Source organism: Tateyamaria sp. LSS28 (genome assembly GCF_059611725.1).
This window is the reverse complement of the sequence record NZ_JCAPFI010000006.1, coordinates 321372-340770: the sequence shown is the minus strand read 5'-3', so window position 1 is coordinate 340770 and position 19399 is coordinate 321372. Positions and strand designations below refer to the sequence as shown.

17 protein-coding genes are annotated in these 19399 nt (G+C 55.8%); 12 read left to right on the top strand and 5 right to left on the bottom strand.

Annotated features, from left to right (window positions below; all coding sequences use genetic code 11):
• The first annotated feature begins 217 nt into the window (after positions 1-217).
• Together AC53L6_RS19485 and AC53L6_RS19480 are read left to right on the top strand one after the other, a co-directional pair.
• The gene (locus AC53L6_RS19485) at positions 218-1789 is read left to right on the top strand and encodes a bifunctional AfsR/SARP family transcriptional regulator/alpha/beta hydrolase (protein WP_496909031.1); all 1572 of its coding nucleotides are present in this window, start codon (positions 218-220) and stop codon (positions 1787-1789) included.
• Positions 1790-2519: 730 nt separating this feature from the next.
• Positions 2520-3122: a glutathione S-transferase family protein gene (locus AC53L6_RS19480; protein ID WP_496909030.1), complete on the top strand. Its 603-nt coding sequence runs from the start codon at positions 2520-2522 to the stop codon at positions 3120-3122.
• Between the two features lie 750 nt (positions 3123-3872).
• Here AC53L6_RS19480 and AC53L6_RS19475 read toward each other — a convergent pair.
• Entirely contained in the window at positions 3873-4007 is a 135-nt protein-coding gene (locus AC53L6_RS19475; RefSeq protein WP_496909029.1) for a hypothetical protein, read from the bottom strand.
• A 102-nt stretch (positions 4008-4109) separates the two neighbouring features.
• Between AC53L6_RS19475 and AC53L6_RS19470 the strand changes: the two genes are divergently transcribed.
• Positions 4110-5120: a siderophore-interacting protein gene (locus AC53L6_RS19470; RefSeq protein ID WP_496909028.1), complete on the top strand. Its 1011-nt coding sequence runs from the start codon at positions 4110-4112 to the stop codon at positions 5118-5120.
• Positions 5121-5276: 156 nt separating this feature from the next.
• Here the strand turns inward: AC53L6_RS19470 and AC53L6_RS19465 are convergent, their stop codons facing one another.
• Positions 5277-6185, bottom strand: a complete 909-nt coding sequence (locus AC53L6_RS19465) for a LysR family transcriptional regulator (RefSeq protein WP_299604689.1) — start codon at positions 6183-6185, stop codon at positions 5277-5279.
• Positions 6186-6300: 115 nt separating this feature from the next.
• Here AC53L6_RS19465 and AC53L6_RS19460 point away from each other — a divergent pair, with 115 nt between their 5' ends.
• The 8 genes from AC53L6_RS19460 to AC53L6_RS19425 all read left to right on the top strand — a co-directional run bounded on the left by AC53L6_RS19460 (position 6301) and on the right by AC53L6_RS19425 (position 14625).
• A complete protein-coding gene (locus tag AC53L6_RS19460) occupies positions 6301-7362 on the top strand; it encodes a dipeptidase (protein WP_496909027.1) in 1062 nt (353 codons plus the stop codon).
• A 46-nt stretch (positions 7363-7408) separates the two neighbouring features.
• A complete protein-coding gene (locus AC53L6_RS19455) occupies positions 7409-9004 on the top strand; it encodes an ABC transporter substrate-binding protein (RefSeq protein ID WP_496909026.1) in 1596 nt (531 codons plus the stop codon).
• Positions 9005-10063 carry an ABC transporter permease gene (locus AC53L6_RS19450; protein ID WP_496909025.1) on the top strand — a complete coding sequence of 353 codons (1059 nt, stop codon included), beginning with the start codon at positions 9005-9007 and terminating at the stop codon, positions 10061-10063.
• Positions 10064-10972 carry a nickel transporter permease gene (gene nikC / locus AC53L6_RS19445; protein ID WP_496909024.1) on the top strand — a complete coding sequence of 303 codons (909 nt, stop codon included), beginning with the start codon at positions 10064-10066 and terminating at the stop codon, positions 10970-10972.
• Entirely contained in the window at positions 10972-11829 is an 858-nt protein-coding gene (locus AC53L6_RS19440; RefSeq protein WP_299705912.1) for an ABC transporter ATP-binding protein, read from the top strand. The genes nikC and AC53L6_RS19440 overlap by 1 nt, the downstream gene beginning before the upstream one ends.
• Complete coding sequence (locus AC53L6_RS19435; protein ID WP_496909023.1) at positions 11826-12566, top strand: ABC transporter ATP-binding protein; 741 nt, start codon at positions 11826-11828, stop codon at positions 12564-12566. The genes AC53L6_RS19440 and AC53L6_RS19435 overlap by 4 nt, the downstream gene beginning before the upstream one ends.
• A 74-nt stretch (positions 12567-12640) precedes the next feature.
• Positions 12641-14185, top strand: a complete 1545-nt coding sequence (locus tag AC53L6_RS19430; protein WP_496909089.1) for an ABC transporter substrate-binding protein — start codon at positions 12641-12643, stop codon at positions 14183-14185.
• Positions 14182-14625 carry a GAF domain-containing protein gene (locus tag AC53L6_RS19425; protein WP_496909022.1) on the top strand — a complete coding sequence of 148 codons (444 nt, stop codon included), beginning with the start codon at positions 14182-14184 and terminating at the stop codon, positions 14623-14625. The genes AC53L6_RS19430 and AC53L6_RS19425 overlap by 4 nt, the downstream gene beginning before the upstream one ends.
• Positions 14626-14747: 122 nt before the next feature.
• Here AC53L6_RS19425 and AC53L6_RS19420 read toward each other — a convergent pair whose 3' ends face one another.
• The 3 genes from AC53L6_RS19420 to AC53L6_RS19410 are packed head-to-tail and all read right to left on the bottom strand — an operon-like array spanning position 14748 to position 17875.
• A complete protein-coding gene (locus AC53L6_RS19420) occupies positions 14748-15401 on the bottom strand; it encodes a LysE family translocator (RefSeq protein WP_496909021.1) in 654 nt (217 codons plus the stop codon).
• Positions 15402-15404: 3 nt separating this feature from the next.
• Positions 15405-16463 carry an isopenicillin N synthase family dioxygenase gene (locus tag AC53L6_RS19415; RefSeq protein WP_496909020.1) on the bottom strand — a complete coding sequence of 353 codons (1059 nt, stop codon included), beginning with the start codon at positions 16461-16463 and terminating at the stop codon, positions 15405-15407.
• 38 nt (positions 16464-16501) lie between these two features.
• A complete protein-coding gene (locus tag AC53L6_RS19410; protein ID WP_496909019.1) occupies positions 16502-17875 on the bottom strand; it encodes an ATP-binding protein in 1374 nt (457 codons plus the stop codon).
• Between the two features lie 373 nt (positions 17876-18248).
• Here AC53L6_RS19410 and AC53L6_RS19405 point away from each other — a divergent pair, with 373 nt between their 5' ends.
• Positions 18249-19268: a helix-turn-helix domain-containing protein gene (locus AC53L6_RS19405; RefSeq protein ID WP_496909018.1), complete on the top strand. Its 1020-nt coding sequence runs from the start codon at positions 18249-18251 to the stop codon at positions 19266-19268.
• The last annotated feature ends 131 nt before the right edge of the window (positions 19269-19399 follow it).

The following is a 19399-nucleotide window of genomic DNA, read 5'->3' as shown; positions in this document are numbered from 1 at the left end:
CCATGGACGCAGGCGCCGCGCTTAAAGTCTTGCAACGATTGCACAAAGCCGGGATGCTCGCTTTCCAGAGAGAGTGGGCGCCTCGGGTCTTGGGGCAAGACAGCAAGGCCATCGCAGCGAACGATTGGGTGAGGGCGATGAAACAGAATTCTCTGACCGGGGGGCGCGAGTGTGCGCCTGATCGCCGCGGCGTTGGTCCGTAGGCGTATGATGCTGCATGTCTGAGCCTTTGCAGATCGACCTGATAAACGAGGTGTCCGTCAGAATATCGGGCCAAGCGGTGCCGCTCGTGCAATCCCGCAAGACCGTTGCGCTCATGGCCTATCTGGCCGTGACCGGCCAGCCGCACCGCCGAGAACATCTGTGTGAGCTGTTCTTTCCCGACACCAACGACCCCAAAGGATCGCTGCGTTGGTCACTGACCAAGCTGCGCCAGGCGCTCAACACACATTCAACGTGTTTGCAGACCCCTGGCACCTCTGTGCTGATCGATGCCGATCTAATCAGTCTTGATGTGCACCATGTTCAGGCTGTGCATGATGCCGCTGACCCGTCCAGCGCTGACTTGGTGGAGGTCGCCGAGTTATTGTCCCACAGGCCGTTCATGGGGCTGGAACTGTCACGCAACGATGACTACGCGTTGTGGTTGATGGGTGAGCGCGAACAACTTCATAGCCTGCGGCCCCGTATCTTTCAGCGCATGGTCACGGCCGAGGATGTGAGTGATCAGGACGCGGTGAAATGGCTGCGCCGGTGGCAGCGGCTCGACCCTTATTCGCACGAGGCTCCTCGCCTCTTGTCGCAAAAGCTGACTGATCTGGGGCTTCAGGATGAAGCGGCAATCGTGGCCCGCGACTACACGGCCCTCATGGGCGACAATGCTGTGATCGAACCACGACGCAACCCGCCTGAGCCTGCGCGCGCCCGTCAGTCCATCGGCTTTTGCAATGCGTCCGATGGGGTCAAAATTGCCTATGCCAAGGTCGGCAACGGCCCACCTCTTGTAAAGACAGCCAATTGGCTCAACCATCTGGAGCTGGACTGGGAGAGCCCGATCTGGGCAGACATGTTTCACGCTCTGGCTGCGGACCACACATTCGTGCGATATGACGAACGGGGTAATGGCTTGTCGGACTGGGATGTCCCGGAGATCAGCTTTCCGGCTTTCTTGGAAGACCTCGAGACGGTTGTGGACCATTTGGGCCTGACCCGATTTCCGTTGCTGGGCTTGTCGCAGGGGTGCGCTGTATCGATTGAATACTCGATCCGCCATCCGGAGAAAGTCTCTGCCATGATCCTGATTGGTGGCTATGCTGCTGGCTGGCGCGTTGGCCTGTCGCCTGCGGAACGTGAACAACGTGAGGCTGTTCTAACGCTGACTCGGCACGGGTGGGGTACATCGAACCCCGCTTATCGCCACATCTTTTCGCAGACTTTCATGCCGAACGCAGATTCTGAACGTCTGGCGTGGTTTGATGATTTCCAGCGCCGAACGACATCGCCAGAAAACGCTGTGCGCTTTCAGGAGGCGTTTGGCGACATCGACATCCGTCATCTGTTGCCCAAGGTTCAGACACCCACACTGGTCCTACATGCCCGTGACGATCAGCGTATTCCCTTGAGGTGTGGCCGCGAACTGGCGGCCAACATTCCAAACGCAGAGCTGGTGACCTTGGACAGCCAAAGCCACATCATTCTTGGCGATGAGCCGGCCTGGCAGGTGTGCATGAACGAAATCTCGCGCTTTCTGGCGAAGCATGTACCAGAAGGTCGCAAAGGCCGTCGCTGAACCAGGCTCTGGAACACAACTTCTTTTTTAACAATGGTCTACATCTTGCATTCTGCCCACGCGGCAGGTCGCAAACACAGTCTTCGTTCCCCGAACGGTTCCCGAGCCGACTGATCCGCGCCACACTTTTCGATCCGGCCGTCAGCGGATCCGAGGCTGCGCACGGCGGCATAAACATTCTTCGCATCGGCGTCCAGCAAGCCTTCGGTGGTGGCCTTGCCGATGCCGCGATTTGCATCTGTGATCAGGGCAACATGTTCGTTATGTCAAAAGCCGTTTTGACACTCCTTTCAGGGTTCAGATTTTCTGTTGGTCGTTTAGATGGTGCCGCCTACACCCCGACGGAAGTCCGGACCGACAGCGTTTAGGGGAGGATGGAACCGTAAAGATTGTCTCTGTATTCCATCAAAGCCTTAACCGCTCTCTTGGCGTTCCCGCCGTCGCGGCCACAGCCGAACCGTTTGCCGCCGGTGTGCACGGTAAGTCACATAGCCCGTAGTCTGCGCCAGCGTCTATCAAGGCACAACAGAAGTACAGTATGGCAGTGCCCAAACATAGTTGTCGCTTCGGCAGGTTCGTTTCCTTCTTTGAACGTGCTGTCGTCATCGGACCAAACGGTCGGCACGGCGAGGCAGCGACGCGCCAGAAACGGTGGGCTCTGTCCCTATTGTCGGAGGATGGCAACAGGGCGTTGGTATTGCGAGGCAGAAACCAATTTTAGGATATCCTCATGCTGGCACTCTATCACGCTCCAAACTCTCGTTCGACATCCATCGTCGCCTTAATTGAGGAGATGGGTGTCTCAGACCGCGTCAAAGTGGTTGAGGTCAATATCCCCCGACAAGACGGTGGAGGAGGCTCGGACTCGCGCAACCCCCATCCCGAAAAGAAGGTCCCTTACCTGGTTCACGGCGATGACCACGTTCGGGAGCGTGGCGCAATCGTCGCCTTCCTAACGGATATGTTCCCAAAGTCGGGCCTTGGCCGTCCGGCTGGACACCCACAACGCGGGGCATTCTTGAGCTGGCTGTTCTACTATCAAGGCGTAATGGAACAGGTGTTGGTTCTCGACTGGGCAAAGATCGAGCATCCTGCCATGCAAGCCACCTTCCGCGATCTCGATACAATGATGGACCGCCTGACTGATGCCTTGAACGGTCAACCCTACTTGCTGGGAGAAAACTACTCTGCGATCGACTTGCTGCTATCGAGCCCATTTCAATGGCTCCCGGAAGCTTTGTCGGACCGGCCCTTGGTTCAATCTTGGTCAGAACGCTGTGCCAACCGGCCGAAGTTGAAAGCTATCGTTGAGCGGGAGCAAGCGCGGATCTAAATCAGTCCCACGCGCTTGGGCCCGATCCTTTGTCAAAGTGGAACTGGACGAGCGAGCCTTCAAGCATCTGCGCCGAACGATCGCACCGAGAAGAGTTTTGCAGTTTTGAGTAAAGAGTGTCTCTGGGACGTAGCGCTAGAACACATAGGTGACTTCTGTAGTGAGAGCAGAATATTCGCACCTCTTTTTCCATGAAGAAGACGTGGGGCCGTCGCCACTGACGGTCTCATCGAGCACGCGGATTGCGGCGCGCGCCGCACAAGGCAAGTGCGGCAGGGAGGCAGTCGCCGCTAGACCTGCCGACCTCTTCGCTAACGCGGCATGAGAACTAATCGACCCTGGCTAGACACGTCCACTGCAGCCACAAAGTGTATGAGCGACACAGGTTCGACCCAAGTCGGCAGAGACCCACTGTGATCTCACGCAGTTCAACGTGGAGATGGCAGCCGGGTTCCAGTTTGTCTTGTTGGTTGTCTGTCCAATGACATTCGATTCACTCTAGTCAATCGCTCCCGGGGCAGGCATATCATCGGAGCAAGCCCGCGATGTTCGCCAGCCACATAATCTCAATGCCAATGAGAAGAGGTGTGCTGAGGTGGAGCTGCACTCTACAACTTTGTTGACTGCTTTCCTGCCCTGGGTCGTCGAGCCAAGGTTTCGCGAGCCATATCTTGTCCAACCGGTTGCACAGGGTAACGCACGCCACCCGGCGCGTGGGGAGCCCGTTGTCGGGCTGCGTCGGCGGTGTTCTCAAATATCGCAGGACAGTTTGTTCTGCCGAGACAAGAGATCGAGGCCGGAGCGATGAGGATAGCGCGTTTCGCGGACCTTGCCGTAGCCCAGCTTGGTGATGGTATTGCCCGTCACAATGGGCCGCAGGATCACGTAACCGGAGCCTGCCTATTCGCAATCCACGACGTCCGGCCGCACATGATCGCCGGACCGGCAGATGGTGCGCCACATGTCATCCCACTCTGAGAGGACGCTATGAAAGTGTATTCTGACATCGATGGTTTGGGTTTTTCCACCATGCGGAAACTGATGCTGAACGAAGCAACGGAACATGGGCTTCCAGTTCTGGAACAAGGAGAAAATCGTCTTAGGATCAAGTCAGATTATGGTGCGTTTGGCATCATTGACCGTAGTGCAAACGGCTTCCGGATTGAGATCGAAGCGGATGGTGCGGGCAATCTGCATGTTCTGCGGGACAGTCTGGTTGCACACATAGCCGATTTCCAACCGGATGTGGCAGCACAGATCGCGTGGTCGGATGCGGTGCAGGATGGGCTTAGACCGCCCAATTTTCAGTTTGCCAAAGTCAAGGCTGCAACGCGGTTGTCTGCTTCGTTTCAACGCCTGACTCTGGTCTTGTCAAAACCAGACAGTTTTGGTGATCGGGCCATTCATTTTCGTTTTGTCCTGCCCCGCCCAGATAACCCAGCACCAGAATGGCCAACGCTGGCGGCCAATGGATCGACCCGCTGGCCAGAAGGTGACAAAGCATTGCACCGACCTGTTTATACAGTGCGCGCTCAACGTCAGGCCGAGATTGACGTAGATGTATTTTTACACGACGGCGGGCAAGCGTCGGAGTGGGCTGTGGGTGTGGCTGCTGGTACTTCGGTTGCGCTTATTGGACCGGGCGGTGGCGGCGTTCTGGATACTGCTCGGGTTGTGCTGGCTGGGGACGAAACTGCCTATCCGGCAATTTCGCGTATCATCGAAAGCTTGCCAGGACAGACACGCGGTAAGGTCATCCTGTTAAGCCACGCGAAACAGCAAGACTATCCGGTGCCACATCACGTCGGTCTGACACCGGCTTGGGTCGGTCCGGATGATTTCGTGAGAGCGGTGTCGTCTGCTGCATCCGACTGCATGGGCGGATATGTATGGGCCGCTGCTGATGCGGGACAAATCAATGCGCTGCGCAACTGTGATGAGATCGCGCACCATCCAAAGGCACAACGCTATGTCGCCACCTACTGGAAACGGACATAGTTGCTTACAGCAAGCGCGGCACCATACAAGGACTACCACTTTTCGTGAAGTGGAGTGAAGGGCTCTGTCCATTTCAGAGAGTTACACCGTTAACCCCTTGCCACCAAACCACGCAAGGGCCGCTGGCTCCTACGCCATCAAGTGACCCACGCATGCCTAAGTTGCTTGAGTAAACGGGGTCTGCACGGTGTGAAGCCTCAGGTGCCGGATGAAAGCGCGGGCTATGGCGGGCGTCGGTTTGTGATCTGAAGTCACAAAATATGTACGGTACTCGATCGGTGACGCGAATTTGCGAAAGATGACGTCGTCGGAACGATATTGCGCGACAGGGAACGGATTGATGACCGTAACACCGAGACCGGTTCGGGCGAGATCCACTGCAGCAAAGGAAGTGGAAACCTCAGCGACGATGTGCGGGATGCTTCGGCGATTGGTCAGAACTTTCTCCAACTGCGCCCGTCGCGAATGCCGGTGGCTCAGAGCGATCAGGGGGTGATCGTGCAGATCTTCAGGTTGGATCACATCGAGTCCGGCCAGCTCGTGGTCTTTGGGCATCGCGCATGCTGCTTCGGAGTGCCGATACGGCGTCAGCTTGATCCCTTCTCGGGTGAGGTCCACGCCGGACAATCCCAGGTCCGACCGATCCTCCTGAATCCTCCTGATCACATCTTCGGAGGACGCAACCTCAAGGCTTACGAAGAAGTGGGGATTTGCGCGTAAGAAACTCGCGATGTGCCCGATAAGAAATCGATGCGCAAAGGTGGGTGGGGCGGTCAGACGCAAGGTTTCCTGTGCGGGTTCGGTCGGGCCATCAATGCGATCAAGCGCTTCGAACAACGGGTCCAGTCGCTTGTTCAACTGGGCGGCCTCAGTGGTTGGACGCAAGCGTCCTCCATCCCGCTCGAACAAGATCCGGCCAAGGCGGGCCTCGAGACTCGCGATGGACCGGCTGATTGCAGATTGCGATAGCCCCAGTCGAAGAGCCGCTTTCGATGTCGTGCCACTTTCCATGAGCGCGCGCAGCGCCTCATACTCCGGAAGGCTGTGCCAAGTTCGTCCTGCCATGAGACCCCTTCGATAACATCATCAGCCTATGATATTTATTCATTCTTTGAAATCTGGTTCATGAGATTTTATGGAATAAGATACCCGAGTTGTTATTGCTTGGAGCCGCCACTTTTTGGGACACGCAACCGATCCGACCATTTTCGATGGACACAACGATGTACTTTTGAAGCTCTTCAGGGCAGGCCAAGCGTCAGCTGTAGAACGTTTCATGACGGGAGACGAAGGTGCGATCGATCTGCCTTCGGCCGAATTGGGTGGCTTTGGCGGCGGCTTTTTTGCCGTCTTTGTGCCGTCACCGATGGATGCTGATGACAAGTTTCAGGAGATGACGAGGGACGCATACGATCTTCCTTTGCCTGATCCAATCAATTGGGAAGATGCGTTTCCGATCGTCATGTCCCAAGCCGCGATCCTGTTCGAGTTGGAAAGACAGGGCGCGCTGACTGTTTGTCGCTCGGCCAAAGAGATCAGGAGTTGCCTGAATGCAGGAAGGCTCGCCGCCGTTTTTCACATCGAGGGCGCGGAAGCGATTGATCCTGAACTGAATACGCTTGAGGTGCTGTGTCAGGCCGGGTTGCGGTCCCTAGGTTTGGTTTGGAGCCGCGACACTATCTTTGGCCATGGTGTACCGTTTCGATACCCCAGCGGTCCCGATACGGGCCCCGGCCTCACCGATCGCGGACTGCGTTTGGTCAAACGATGCAATGAGCTTGGTATCATGGTGGACCTTTCACATCTCAATGAGGCGGGATTCTGGGATGTGGCGCGGTATTCAACCAAACCTTTGGTCGCGACGCATTCCAATGCTCACGCGATCTGTCCGCACTCCCGAAACCTGACAGACAAACAGCTTGCGGCGATTGCCGAAAGCGGTGGTATGGTGGGATTGAACTTTGCGGCGGCGTTTTTGCGCCCGGATGGCAAGATGCTGTCTGACGTCCCGCTCGAGCAGATGATCCGCCACCTTGACCATTTGATCGGGACACTTGGCGAAGATCGTGTTGGGTTTGGATCGGATTACGACGGTGCGATTGTGCCTGAAGTGCTCAAATCCAGTGCCGGATTGCCGAAATTCAGGGCAGCCATGCGGCAACACGGCTACGACGATGCTTTGATGACGAAGCTCTGCCATGGAAATTGGCTTAGAGTTCTTGAGGAAACCTGGGGAGCATAACCCGGGCACAAACACGCCAAATTCTGACAAAGGAGAGAAACACCAAATGAATACTTTTGCGAAATTGCTCACTGGGGTCGCGATGGGTCTTGCGGTCAGCGTGACATCCTTTTCGGCAGTGGCCGAGACGCCCTCGAACATGCTTGTGATCGCGCACCGGATTGATGACGTCACCACGATTGATCCTGCTGAAAGCTTCGAATTTGCTGGCTCGGACATCAGCCGAAATGTTTACAGCCGCCTTGTCAGTCTTGATCCGAATGATCTGGCTGCAGGGTATAAACCAGATCTTGCGGAGAGTTGGGACGTCTCGGAAGACGGAAAAACAATCACCTTTACCATGCGTGAGGGGGTGACGTTTCATTCTGGCAATCCGGTCACCGCAGAAGATGCAGCCTTTTCGCTGCAGCGCGCAGTGATACTGAACAAGACGCCAGCGTTCATTTTGACACAGTTTGGTTTCACTCCTGAAAACGCGGCCGAGACGATCCGTGCCGAAGGCAACAAGCTGATGATCACTACGGATAAGCGTTATGCGACATCCTTCGTGCTCAACTGTCTGACTGCCACCATCGGGGCAATTGTGGACAAGGAAACCGTCATGGCCAACGAGGTCGATGGCGACATGGGCAACGAGTGGCTGAAGACCACCTCTGCAGGTTCAGGCCCCTATAAACTGGACAGCTGGAAGCCAAATGAAAGTGTCACCCTGTCATCCAACCCCGATTACTACGGAGGTGCACCTGCGATGGAGCGGGTCATTGTGCGCCATGTCATCGAAAGTGCGTCGCAACGGCTTTTGTTGGAACGCGGTGATGTGGACATCGCCCGCAACCTGAACCCGGAAGACATCGCTGGCGCGTCCCAAGTCGAGGGCGTGAAGATCGAGGACGAGCTGAAGGGCCGTCTGATGTACATCGCACTGAACCAGAAACACCCAGAGCTGTCCAAACCGGAGGTGCGGCAGGCCTTCAAATATCTGATCGACTACGAAGGCATGCGGGATAGCTTTCTGAAGGGCCAATACACGATCCATCAGAACTTCCTGCCGGCGACCTATCTTGGCGCGTCAGAGGAGAACCCATTCTCCTACAACATCGAAAAGGCCAAGGAACTGCTGGCAGCCGCCGGGGTCGAAAACCTTGAGGTCGAGATTGGTGTGCGCGAAGCACAGGAACGCATCGAGATCGGGCAGAGCTTCCAGAATGCTGCTGCACAGGCCGGCATCAAGGTGAACATCACCGTGGGCACCGCCAAGCAAATCTTGGCACGGTATCGCGCGCGCGAACTGGACGTGTATCTGGGCGCTTGGGGTCCTGATTACCCTGATCCACAGACCAATGCGGGTACGTTTGCCTACAATCCGGACAACTCGGATGCGGCTCAGGCCACCGGTCTGCTAGCCTGGCGCAACAGCTGGGATACTGGCGGTTTGACCGAGAAAGTCGAAGCCGCTGTGGTCGAGAATGACCGCGATGCCCGTGTCCAGATGTATCAGGACATTCAGGCCGAGTTCCGCGAGACGTCGCCTTTCGTCGTGATGTTCCAACAGATCGAGCAATCGGCGCTGCGGGACAACGTGACTGACTGGTCCACCGGTCAGGCCGTGACCTCTGCAGCCTATTGGCAGGTCACAAAGTAAATGGCCCTCACAGAGGACAACAGGAAGAGGCGCGCGCACGCGCCTCTTCCTTCGTGGATAAAGACAATGGCCCTAACGATCGGCTCGATTGCCGTTACGATGCTTGGGCTCTTATTCGTTACTTTCATTATCGGTCGCGTGATGCCCATCGATCCGGTGCTGGCCATCGTCGGTGAGCGTGCGTCGCAATCCACCTATGATGCGGTGTTTCTCGAGCTTGGCCTCGACAAGCCCTTGGTCGTGCAGTTCGGGTACTACATTTGGGACGTGTTGCACCTTGATTTCGGCACTTCGCTTTTGAACGCGAGACCTGTCTCGGAAGACATCGCACGCGTTTTCCCTGCAACGCTTGAGCTTGCGACACTGGGCATTTTCATCGGAATCGTCATTGGCGTTCCGCTGGGCGTTGTTGCCGCCGCCCGCAAAGGCTCATGGATTGATCAACTCGCCCGCGTGCTTGCGCTTGTCGGATATTCAATGCCGATTTTCTGGCTTGGCCTCATGGGCCTGCTGATCTTCTATGGCATTCTGGGGTGGGTCGGCGGGCCGGGACGTGTCGGCATATTCTATGTTGACGTGGTGCCAAGCGTTACAGGTTTGATCCTTGTGGATGCGGCTCTCGACGGAAACTGGGACGTCTTCAAGGATGCGTTCAGTCATATCATCCTGCCTGCCTCTCTCCTTGGGTACTTTTCGCTGGCCTATATCAGCAGAATGACGCGCTCCTTCATGCTTGAGCAGCTCAGTGCCGAATACATCACCACCGCGCGGGTCAAGGGCATGTCCGAATGGGATGTCATCTGGAGACACGCGTTCAAGAATATCCGCGTGCAACTGATCACGGTTATCGCACTCAGCTATGCCAACCTGCTGGAAGGCTCGGTGCTGACCGAGATCATCTTTTCCTGGCCGGGGATTGGCAGCTACATTACCACAGCTCTTCTGAGTGCAGATATGAATGCCGTCCTTGGCGGCACGGTTGTCGTCGGACTGATTTTCATCCTGCTCAATATCTTCTCGGACCTGCTCTACAAGGTCTTTGATCCGAGGGCCAAGTAGATGACGGAACAGACACTCAGGGCTTGGCTTCTGACGGATACGCCCACCTCGCGCCGCCATGCGAAACTGTCGGCGCTGTATCAGGGCTGGCTTGCGTTTCGCGCGAACACCATGGCGATGATCGGACTTGGCATTCTGCTGTCACTGGTGCTGATTGCTGCTGCCGCGCCGCTGCTGGCACCGCATGATCCCTTTGTTCAGAACCTTGGCAATCGGCTCGCGCCCTTGGGGTCGGAAGGGCACATCCTTGGCACCGACAGTCTGGGCCGGGATATATTGTCGCGACTGATCTACGGTGCGCGGATCACGCTCTATATCGTGGCCTTGGTGGCCATGATTGCGCCAATCGTCGGTCTCTTGGTTGGGACTGTCTCTGGCTATATCGGCGGGTGGGTAGATATCGTCCTGATGCGGATCACTGACATCTTTCTCGCCTTTCCGCGCCTGGTGCTTGCTTTGGCCTTTGTAGCGGCGCTCGGGGCCGGGATCGAAAATGCGGTGATTGCAATTTCCCTAACCGCATGGCCGCCCTATGCCCGCATCGCGCGGGCCGAGACACTGACCATCCGCTCCTCCGACTACATCTCGGCGATCAAGCTTCAGGGTGCCGGAGGCCTCCGGATCATCACGAAACATATCTGGCCGCTTTGCGTGTCGTCCCTCATTGTGCGGGTAACACTTGATATGGCGGGTATTATCCTCGCTGCCGCTGGTCTGGGCTTTCTTGGTCTCGGGGCACAACCGCCCAGCCCGGAATGGGGTGCGATGATTTCAGAGGGTCGCCGCTTTATTCTCGACCACTGGTGGGTCGCCACCATGCCGGGGCTGGCCATTTTTACTGTGTCGTTGGCGTTCAACCTCCTTGGCGATGGCCTGCGCGACGTGCTTGATCCGAAAGCAGGTGAGTGATGGACCCTCTTCTTGATGTCGAAAACCTATGGGTCAGATTCCCCACCCGCCAAGGCGTCTTTGATGCAGTGCGAGGTGTCTCGTTCACGCTCGGGCGCGAACGCCTTGGCATTGTTGGGGAAAGCGGCTCTGGCAAGTCAATGACTGGCCGCGCGATCCTGCGCCTCATTCGACCGCCCGGGATCGTCGAAGCTGATCACATCAAGTTGGACGGTGTGGACCTGCTGCAGAAATCCGAAAAGAGCATGCGCGATGTGCGTGGCGAGCGCATTTCGATGGTGATGCAGGACCCAAAGTTTTCACTGAACCCGGTAATGACCATTGGTGATCAGATCATCGAATCTTACCGGCTGCACAACAAGGCGACGAAATCCGAGGCGTGGGTCAAAGCGCTTGAGATGCTTGAGGCGGTGTCCATCCGTAATCCCGAACGCGTCATGCGCGCTTACCCGCACGAGATGTCGGGCGGTATGGGGCAGCGCATCATGATCGCCATGATGCTCATCCCGAACCCCGAAATCCTGATTGCGGACGAACCGACCTCTGCATTGGATGTCTCGGTTCAGCGGCAAGTGCTCGACATCATGGACAAGCTGGTCCAGGAGCGGGGCATGGGACTGATCTTCATCAGTCATGATCTCAATTTGGTCGCCGATTTCTGTGATAGGGTCCTGATTATGTACGCTGGCAGGATCGTAGAGGTCTGTGATGCCAACAAGCTGCACGAGGCGCAGCACCCTTATACGCGGGGCCTGTTGAATTCGCTGCCACGGCTCGACACGCCACGCGACCGTCTGGACGTGTTGAAGCGCGATCCTGCGTGGTCGGAAGCCCCAAGCGTGAGCGGGCGCCTATGAAGATGCTGGAAATAGATGGGCTGAACGTTTGGTTCGGAAGTGGCCGAGACCGGGTCGATGCCGTCAGAAACGCTGCCTTTGAAGTTGGGGCAGGGGAGAGCTTTGGCCTGGTTGGCGAAAGTGGATCTGGAAAATCAACGATCCTGCGCGCGATCACAGGCCTTGCCCCCTCTTGGTCGGGCGAGATTGTCGTCGGCGGCAGGCAGATCGAAAGACGGCGTCCCAAAGACTTCTATAAGCAGGTCCAGATGGTGTTTCAGGACCCATATGCGTCCCTTCACCCACGCCATTCAGTTGATGCGGTCCTTGGGGAAACGTTGCAGCTGCACGGGTTCAAGGACATCGATGCCCGTGTTGCCAGGTTGCTCGATGATGTCGGGTTGGGTCAGAAATTCCGCTTCCGCTATCCCCACCAGTTGTCCGGTGGACAGCGGCAGCGCGTGGCGATTGCCCGCGCCTTGGCCCCAGAACCTGAGCTTTTGCTTCTCGACGAGCCGACCTCTGCGCTAGATGTTTCTGTGCAGGCCGAAATTCTGAACCTGCTTGCTGACCTGCGCCAAGAACACGGACTGACTTATCTGATGGTTTCCCACGACCTCAGCGTTGTCGGCCACATGTGCGATCGGCTTGCGGTGATGAAAGACGGCGAGATTGTTGAGATCATGGATGTGGTGGCCCTGCGCGCCATGAAGGCCACGCATCCCTATTCGCAGCACCTACTTCAGGCCTCGGTTTGAGGCGAACTCCAGAAACGGGGGAATACATGTACCATTTCAGAAAATCTTTGTTGGTTGGTGTCACCGCCAGCTTGATGGCCGTTATGCCGCTCTACGCTGAAACGCCCGACAACATTCTCGTCGTTGCGCAGAACATCGATGACATTGTGACCATCGATCCTGCGTCTGCGTATGAATTCAGCTCGGGCGAATATGTGGCCAATACATATGATACACTGGTCCGATATGATGCGGCAGATACCACTGTTCTTGCCCCGGCTCTGGCAACAGACTGGCAAATCGATGCAGAGAACAAGACCGTTACGTTCACGCTGCGCGACGATGTGACGTTCCACTCCGGCAATCCACTGCGCGGGGAAGACGTTGTTGGGTCGTGGAAACGTGTCGTGACACTGGACAAAGCCCCAGCCTTTATCCTGACGCAGCTTGGCTGGACAGCTGACAACATCGAACAGATGGTTGCGACAAGCGGAGATACCGTTACCGTGCGCTACGAAGGCGATTTCGCACCGTCCTTTGTGCTGAATGTACTGGCTGCACGGCCGGCATCTGTCGTGGATATGGAAACTGTCATGTCCAATGAAGTTGATGGTGATATGGGCCACGCGTGGATGAACAAGAACTCCGCTGGCACTGGACCGTTCAGCCTTGGCACATACCGGCCTGCCGACATCCTCTCGCTCGATGCCAATCCCGACTACTATCAGGGTGGTCCGGCGATGGACCGCGTCGTCATTCAGCATAATCCAGAAGGTGCCACGCAACGTTTGCAGCTTGAGGCGGGCGATATCGATATGGCGAAGAACCTCGACCCAGGGCAGATCGCGGGTCTTGACGGGGCCGACAGCGTGCGGGTCGAAACATACCCGCAGGCGGCAGTGCACTGGGTGTCGTTCAACCAGAAAACCGAAAGCCTCACCGACCCCGCAGTGTGGGAAGCGGCACGTTATCTCGTCGACTATCAGGGCATGGCCGATGGGATGCTTGAAGGGCAGATGAAGGTCCATCAGGCATTCTGGCCTGACGGCTTTCCCGGCGCGCTGACTGACACACCGTTCAGCTATGACCCGGCGAAGGCCAAGCAGATCCTCGCGGATGCCGGTGTGGAAACACCAATCAATGTGACGATGGATGTGATCTCGGCCCCGACCTTTGTCGAAATGGCGCAGGCATTGCAGGCCTCCTTTGCCGAAGGGGGTATCAATCTTGAGATTGTTGCGGGAACTGGCGCGCAGGTGATCACCAAGTACCGCGCGCGGACCCATGAGGCGATGTTGCTTTACTGGGGCCCGGACTTCATGGATCCGCATTCGAACGCCAAGGCGTTTGCGTTCAATGCTGACAATTCGGACGACAAATATACTTCGACGACGACCTGGCGCAACGCGTGGATGCCGCCAGCCGGGATGAATGAGAAAACAATGGCTGCCCTTGCCGAGCAGGACCCTGATAAACGGCTGGAGATGTATCTGGAGTTACAGAAGGAAACTCAGGCCGAGGCTCCATTTATCATTATGTTCCAGGCGATCAAGCAGGTTGCGATGCGTGATAACGTCAATGGGTTTGTGAATGGTGCGACCTCAGACTACGTCTTCTACCGTCTTGTAGATAAGGAATGAGCGACGCGGAGTCCGCTGACGAGTTCTTTGCCGATTTGCATAAGGAAGTCGGAGGGCGCTTGTTCACCGTGACAGTCCTTGACCCCAAGGCTGGACTCGCGCAGCGCGTTTACACCTCGCACCCCGAGACCTACCCGGTCTCGGGCACCAAACCGATGTCGCAAGGCGCATGGACCGAGATGGTTATCGAACGAGGTGAGACATTTGTGGCAAACACGGTTGCGGAATTTGCAATCTATTTTGCAGACCACGCGTTAATCGAAAGCCTTGGTTGTCAGTCAGCTCTTAACGTTCCGGTCGTCGATGATCGGGTTGTTGGGACCGTCAATGTCCTAGACCAGGAACACTATTTTTTGCCAGATAGGGTGGAGCGCTATAAATCAGCAATTCTGAATCGACGTGAAGAACTGGTCGCAGCTCTGCAACGTTTTATCAGTTGAAGGATATCGGGGTACTGTGTGTCTGTTTGGCTGCCATGGAGCCAATTTCCACAAGGCTTGGGAAACAGGTGACGCGATCGTGCTAAGCAATCAATGGCACATCTTCTCTATCGGCAACGTCGTCAAAGGATTTGCAAATGCAGGTTCAGTGCGATTCCAATCAGTATGAGTCCTCCGATCCAGGCCATCTGTTCACGCATCGCCCTTTCACGGTTGATGACTTTTGTCATGGTGCCGCCCATGTAGGCGACGACAAGGTCTGACGGGATCGCCGTCAATGGCACCAATATGCCCAGTACCAAAAGTTGGACCTGGACACTGGCGTCGGCCGATTGAATGTCGGCGGTGTTGATGAAGGGTGGCAGAAAGAGCGCAAAGAACAGGACGGTTTTGGGATTCAGAACTTCCACGATCACGCCCTGCCAAATGATCGCGGGAAGCGGTTTCTGTCGCACCTTCTTAACGTCGAAGGTCACCTGGGCCTCGACCTTGGCTCCACGGATCATGTCAACGCCAAGCCAGACCAGGTAGATTGATCCGACATAGCGCAAGGCAGTCACCAGCCAGTCGGATGTCTGGAAAACCGTGGCCAACCCCAATGCTGTTGCAACCGCAAGAACGATACCCCCCAGGCACAATCCAAGGGCTGAGGCGAGGCCAGCCATACGGCTCTGACCAACGGTTCTCGACAGCACGTAGAGCATCGAAGGGCCGGGTGTCGCGCTGAGTGCCAGACCGGCCAGCGCCACGGCGATCATCGCATCCAAACTTGGCATGATTTAACGCGCACTCCGGTTCATTCGGGTTTCGAATGGATTTTTGATCGATGCGGACTGGCCTGATTTGCCGTGAGTAGTTTCACTTTGATTGCCGTTTCTCAAGTACGGAAAGTCCCGCACCAGCATTCGTTCCAGATGAACCCCAGCTTTGAAAGCTTCGTATCTGGGCGGTTCACACTGACCTACAAGTTCCGGGAATGGGCTGATCAGTGTGTCATAGTTTGCCGCGACAAAATATGGCATCGAGAACCGCTCAGGGCTGAGGTTCAGAACACGGTGCGGCGTAGAACGCAACAGGCCGTTGGTCCATGCCTCAAGCATGTCTCCGATGTTTACCACAAAAACACGCGGATCGACCGGCACATCGATCCAACGGTCATCCGTGTTCATAACTTGAAGGCCGGCATTTCGGGTGTGTAGGAGGGTTAGGCATTCGTAATCAGTATGTGCCCCCATATTGACCGATTTGACGTCGATCTCGTTGTTCTGGCGCACGTAGTGTAGCAGCCGAAGCTGCGAGATGGGTTTCGTCATGTGATCTGTCATTGTTCCAGGTGCCAAACCCAGATGGAGTTCAAGGGCCGAGCAAATGACGCGACCCAACGCAGAAATCTGCTTGTAGTACTCTGAGATGGTGGCTTGGAATCCATCGACACAGGGCCAGACATTTGGGCCTAGCAGGCGGTTGCCGCACAGATAGTCGGGATCGTCACATGGCAAATCCAGACCGAGATCGAATGCTTCGTAGCTTCGGTTCATCTCGTCCGGGTAGTCGCCCTTTTCCGTGAATGGGACATAGCCGCGGTGGTTCGTGCTTAGTCCAATGTAGTAACGTCGCTTTATTGGGTCCGGCAGGGCAAAGAAGCGCTCGGCCATTCGATAGGCTCGCTCGACAAGTGTGAGGTCAATCCCGTGGCCGATGATCCTAAAAAAACCGATCTCGCGTGCTGCAAGACCGATTTCATCGGCGATTTGTCCGTGCATGGTGCTATTTGCGGAAGCCAGTCCCCTGACGTCTATCAGAGGCAGGTTGTCGAACGCGCCCGGAATGTCTTTCATCTGTTCTGCAGTCGAAACACCCAAATGCAAAACCCTTATCAGCTATTGGTGGATGGCACGTTATTGCCGCCAGACGCCCCGGCCGGGAAGTAGAGTTCGAAGGTCGAACCTTCGTCGACACGGCTGTGCACCGCTACGGTGCCACCCGATTGGCGCATGACCCCGAGCACCATAGAAAGCCCCAACCCGGTGCCTTCGCCAACGGCTTTCGTGGTAAAAAACGGATCAAAGATTTGTGGCAAACGATCCTCCGAAATGCCTGCTCCTTGATCTGAAACACTTAACTTAACATAGCGTCCTGGCTGGAGCTCGGAAGGGAAGTGTCGTCCTTCTAGCAGGGTGTGGAAGACGTTTTCGGTTGTGATCTTGAGCGTGCCGCCGTTCGGCATCGCGTCAATACCGTTCAGTACAAGATTGAGAAGCATGTTCTCCATTGCCATGGGATCGACTGATACCGACCAAAGATCACCAGCCAGGCTCTGCGCGACGTGTTGTGCAAGCGACTGTTCAAAGTTCTCGCAGAAGATCGACACAAGTGTGTTCAGATCCAGAACCTCAGGCGCCAAACGTGTCCTTTGCGCAAAGGCCAGCATGTCTTGGATCAGCTTTGCGCCCCGCCCTGATGCTGTCTTAATGCTCTGAAGTGTGTCTTTCCTCTCGACACCTGATGCGTCCAGTTCCAGTAGTTCGATGTTTCCCGAAACTACGGTCAACAGATTGTTGAATTCATGTGCGAACCGGCCGGTCAACCACCCGATCGCTTCCAGCTTACGCGCCTCGAACAGCTTGGCCTCCAAAGCCTTTCTGCTGCGCGTTTCCAAAGTGAGTTGAGAGTGTGCCGCGACGAGGTCTTCGTATCGCTCGTGGGATCTCTGGGCCTCCGCAAGCAACTCCAGCTTTGCGCTTGTCATCGCAGCAACCGTGCTTAGTATTTCCAGTTCCGGTTCGCCGAATACGGCAACGTCCGGGTGTTCGCTGTCGATGACGCCAACCACTCGGCCAGCCGAGGTCAATGGGATGCAAATCTCGGAGCGCGCAGGTTGGGTGTCGGCGATGTAATTCTTGTCTCCCAAAAGATCGTCCACGATGATCGGTTTGCCGCTTTGTGCAACCTGCCCGGTGATGCCACGTCCGAAGGGGATGACCAGCGGGTTGATGATGTTCCGCCCAAAAGGGTTCTTCTCACCCCATGCCGCGGCCTGTGTCAGCTCTGTTTGCGCTTCATCGGCCTGGTAGATGACACAGTCGATAAACCCCAGCTTGCCAACCACATTCTGGGCGACATACCAGAACAGATCTTCGACACTTGGGATCGACATCAGGTCGACCGCAAAAGTGTTAAGTGTGCGAAGCGTTTGTGCTTCGCTGGCTCGGTTTCTCTGGCTGAGGCTCATTGGCACAGGCTGGAGCATGACTTCAATTCCCTGAACAGGCTAGCCAAACTACTTTAAGTTGTGTTTCGCCTTAGGTATAGTCTTTTTGGTGTGTTTTTCGGAAAAACTTCTTTCCCAATTGTTTTTGACACCGGCAATGACCGACCCAATCGGATCAATTTATAGCCCATTGAATTTGCCTAGTTAATGGAATTGGTCTGGCCTTGCAGATCAAAATCGTTTCGTTGTCAAAGTCAGGTGATTTAAGAATTGTTGGTGGTAACGAAATCAAACGGGCTCATGATTGTCAGTGCGGTTGTTCAACTGCGGTCAAGATCTTCCCATCTTCAATCGTAGTCGCGCCAGTGGTCATCTATTGGTCATGTGACCCGAACCTAGCTAGCGTGCGAGTATGACAGCCGCCGTACCGACAACCCTCTCAACAGTATCCTATCCGTTTATCAGCGACTGGCTTGTTGCACTGCGCGCGCTTTGCACCGATGAGCAACTGGCGTCGCTACTGGAACGGTCCCATCTCTCGATGGGTCAGGGTCAATCAAACGATAGGGTTACTCTGGATCAGATTGTTGGCCTTTATCAAATGGCCGCCGTCGAGACAGGGGATGAGATGATGGGGCTGTGGAGCCGTCCGGTCCGTCCGCGGGCGCTTCAGCACCTTTTGACTTCCGTACGCGAAGCGACGTCGCTGTCTTCAGCACTTTATCGGTTTTCAACGTTCTGGAACCTGCTGCTGGACGACTACCAGTTCGACCTAACCGAAGCAGATGACCTTCTGACGTTGACGTTGCATCCCCAGCGCGGCGCCGAGGTGCAACGGTTCGGGCATATGTTGATCCTGAAATTGGCACACGGTCTGATATCCTGGATGGCGGGGCATGAAGTGCCTGTAAAGCACGTAGGGTTCGCTTTCGCGCGACCCGAATTCGATCAGGACTATGCAATTGTTTTCCCCGCGCCCGTGTCATTCGGTAGGAAAGAAACGTCTCTGACTTTGGTCTTGGACAAGATCGGGCGCGTACAAGTGCGCAACAGAGCAGACCTTGATGACTTCTTGCAGAACGCACCCAGAGACTGGATTTTTACAAAATCACGGGAGCATACGCAGTCTTTGCGTGTGCGCACATACCTCAGTCAAACGGGGTGGGAGAACGCAAATCTGACCAATGCGGCGGATGCCATGAATATGACCTCGCGGACGCTTATTCGAAGATTGGAGGCCGACGGTACCTCCTTTCAGGCGATCAAGGATGGACTGCGCCGCGACATTGCCATTCGCAGTTTGCGTGCGGGTCTTAAAACCATTGAGGAGATTGCTCAGGATGTCGGCTTTTCGTCGGCGGCCAATTTCCATCGGGCCTTTCAGCGGTGGACAGGAAGTACGCCCAGCCACTATCGCCGCGCGCCAAACTAAGAACTCACTTTGTCACTTTTGGACAATATCTTGTCACCCCAAGAGATGGTTAACCGTTGCTGGACATCCTTATTTTAAGGGTAATTCACACGCAAACTAGCCAGCATCGGCTTTTGTTGCCTCAAGGCAAT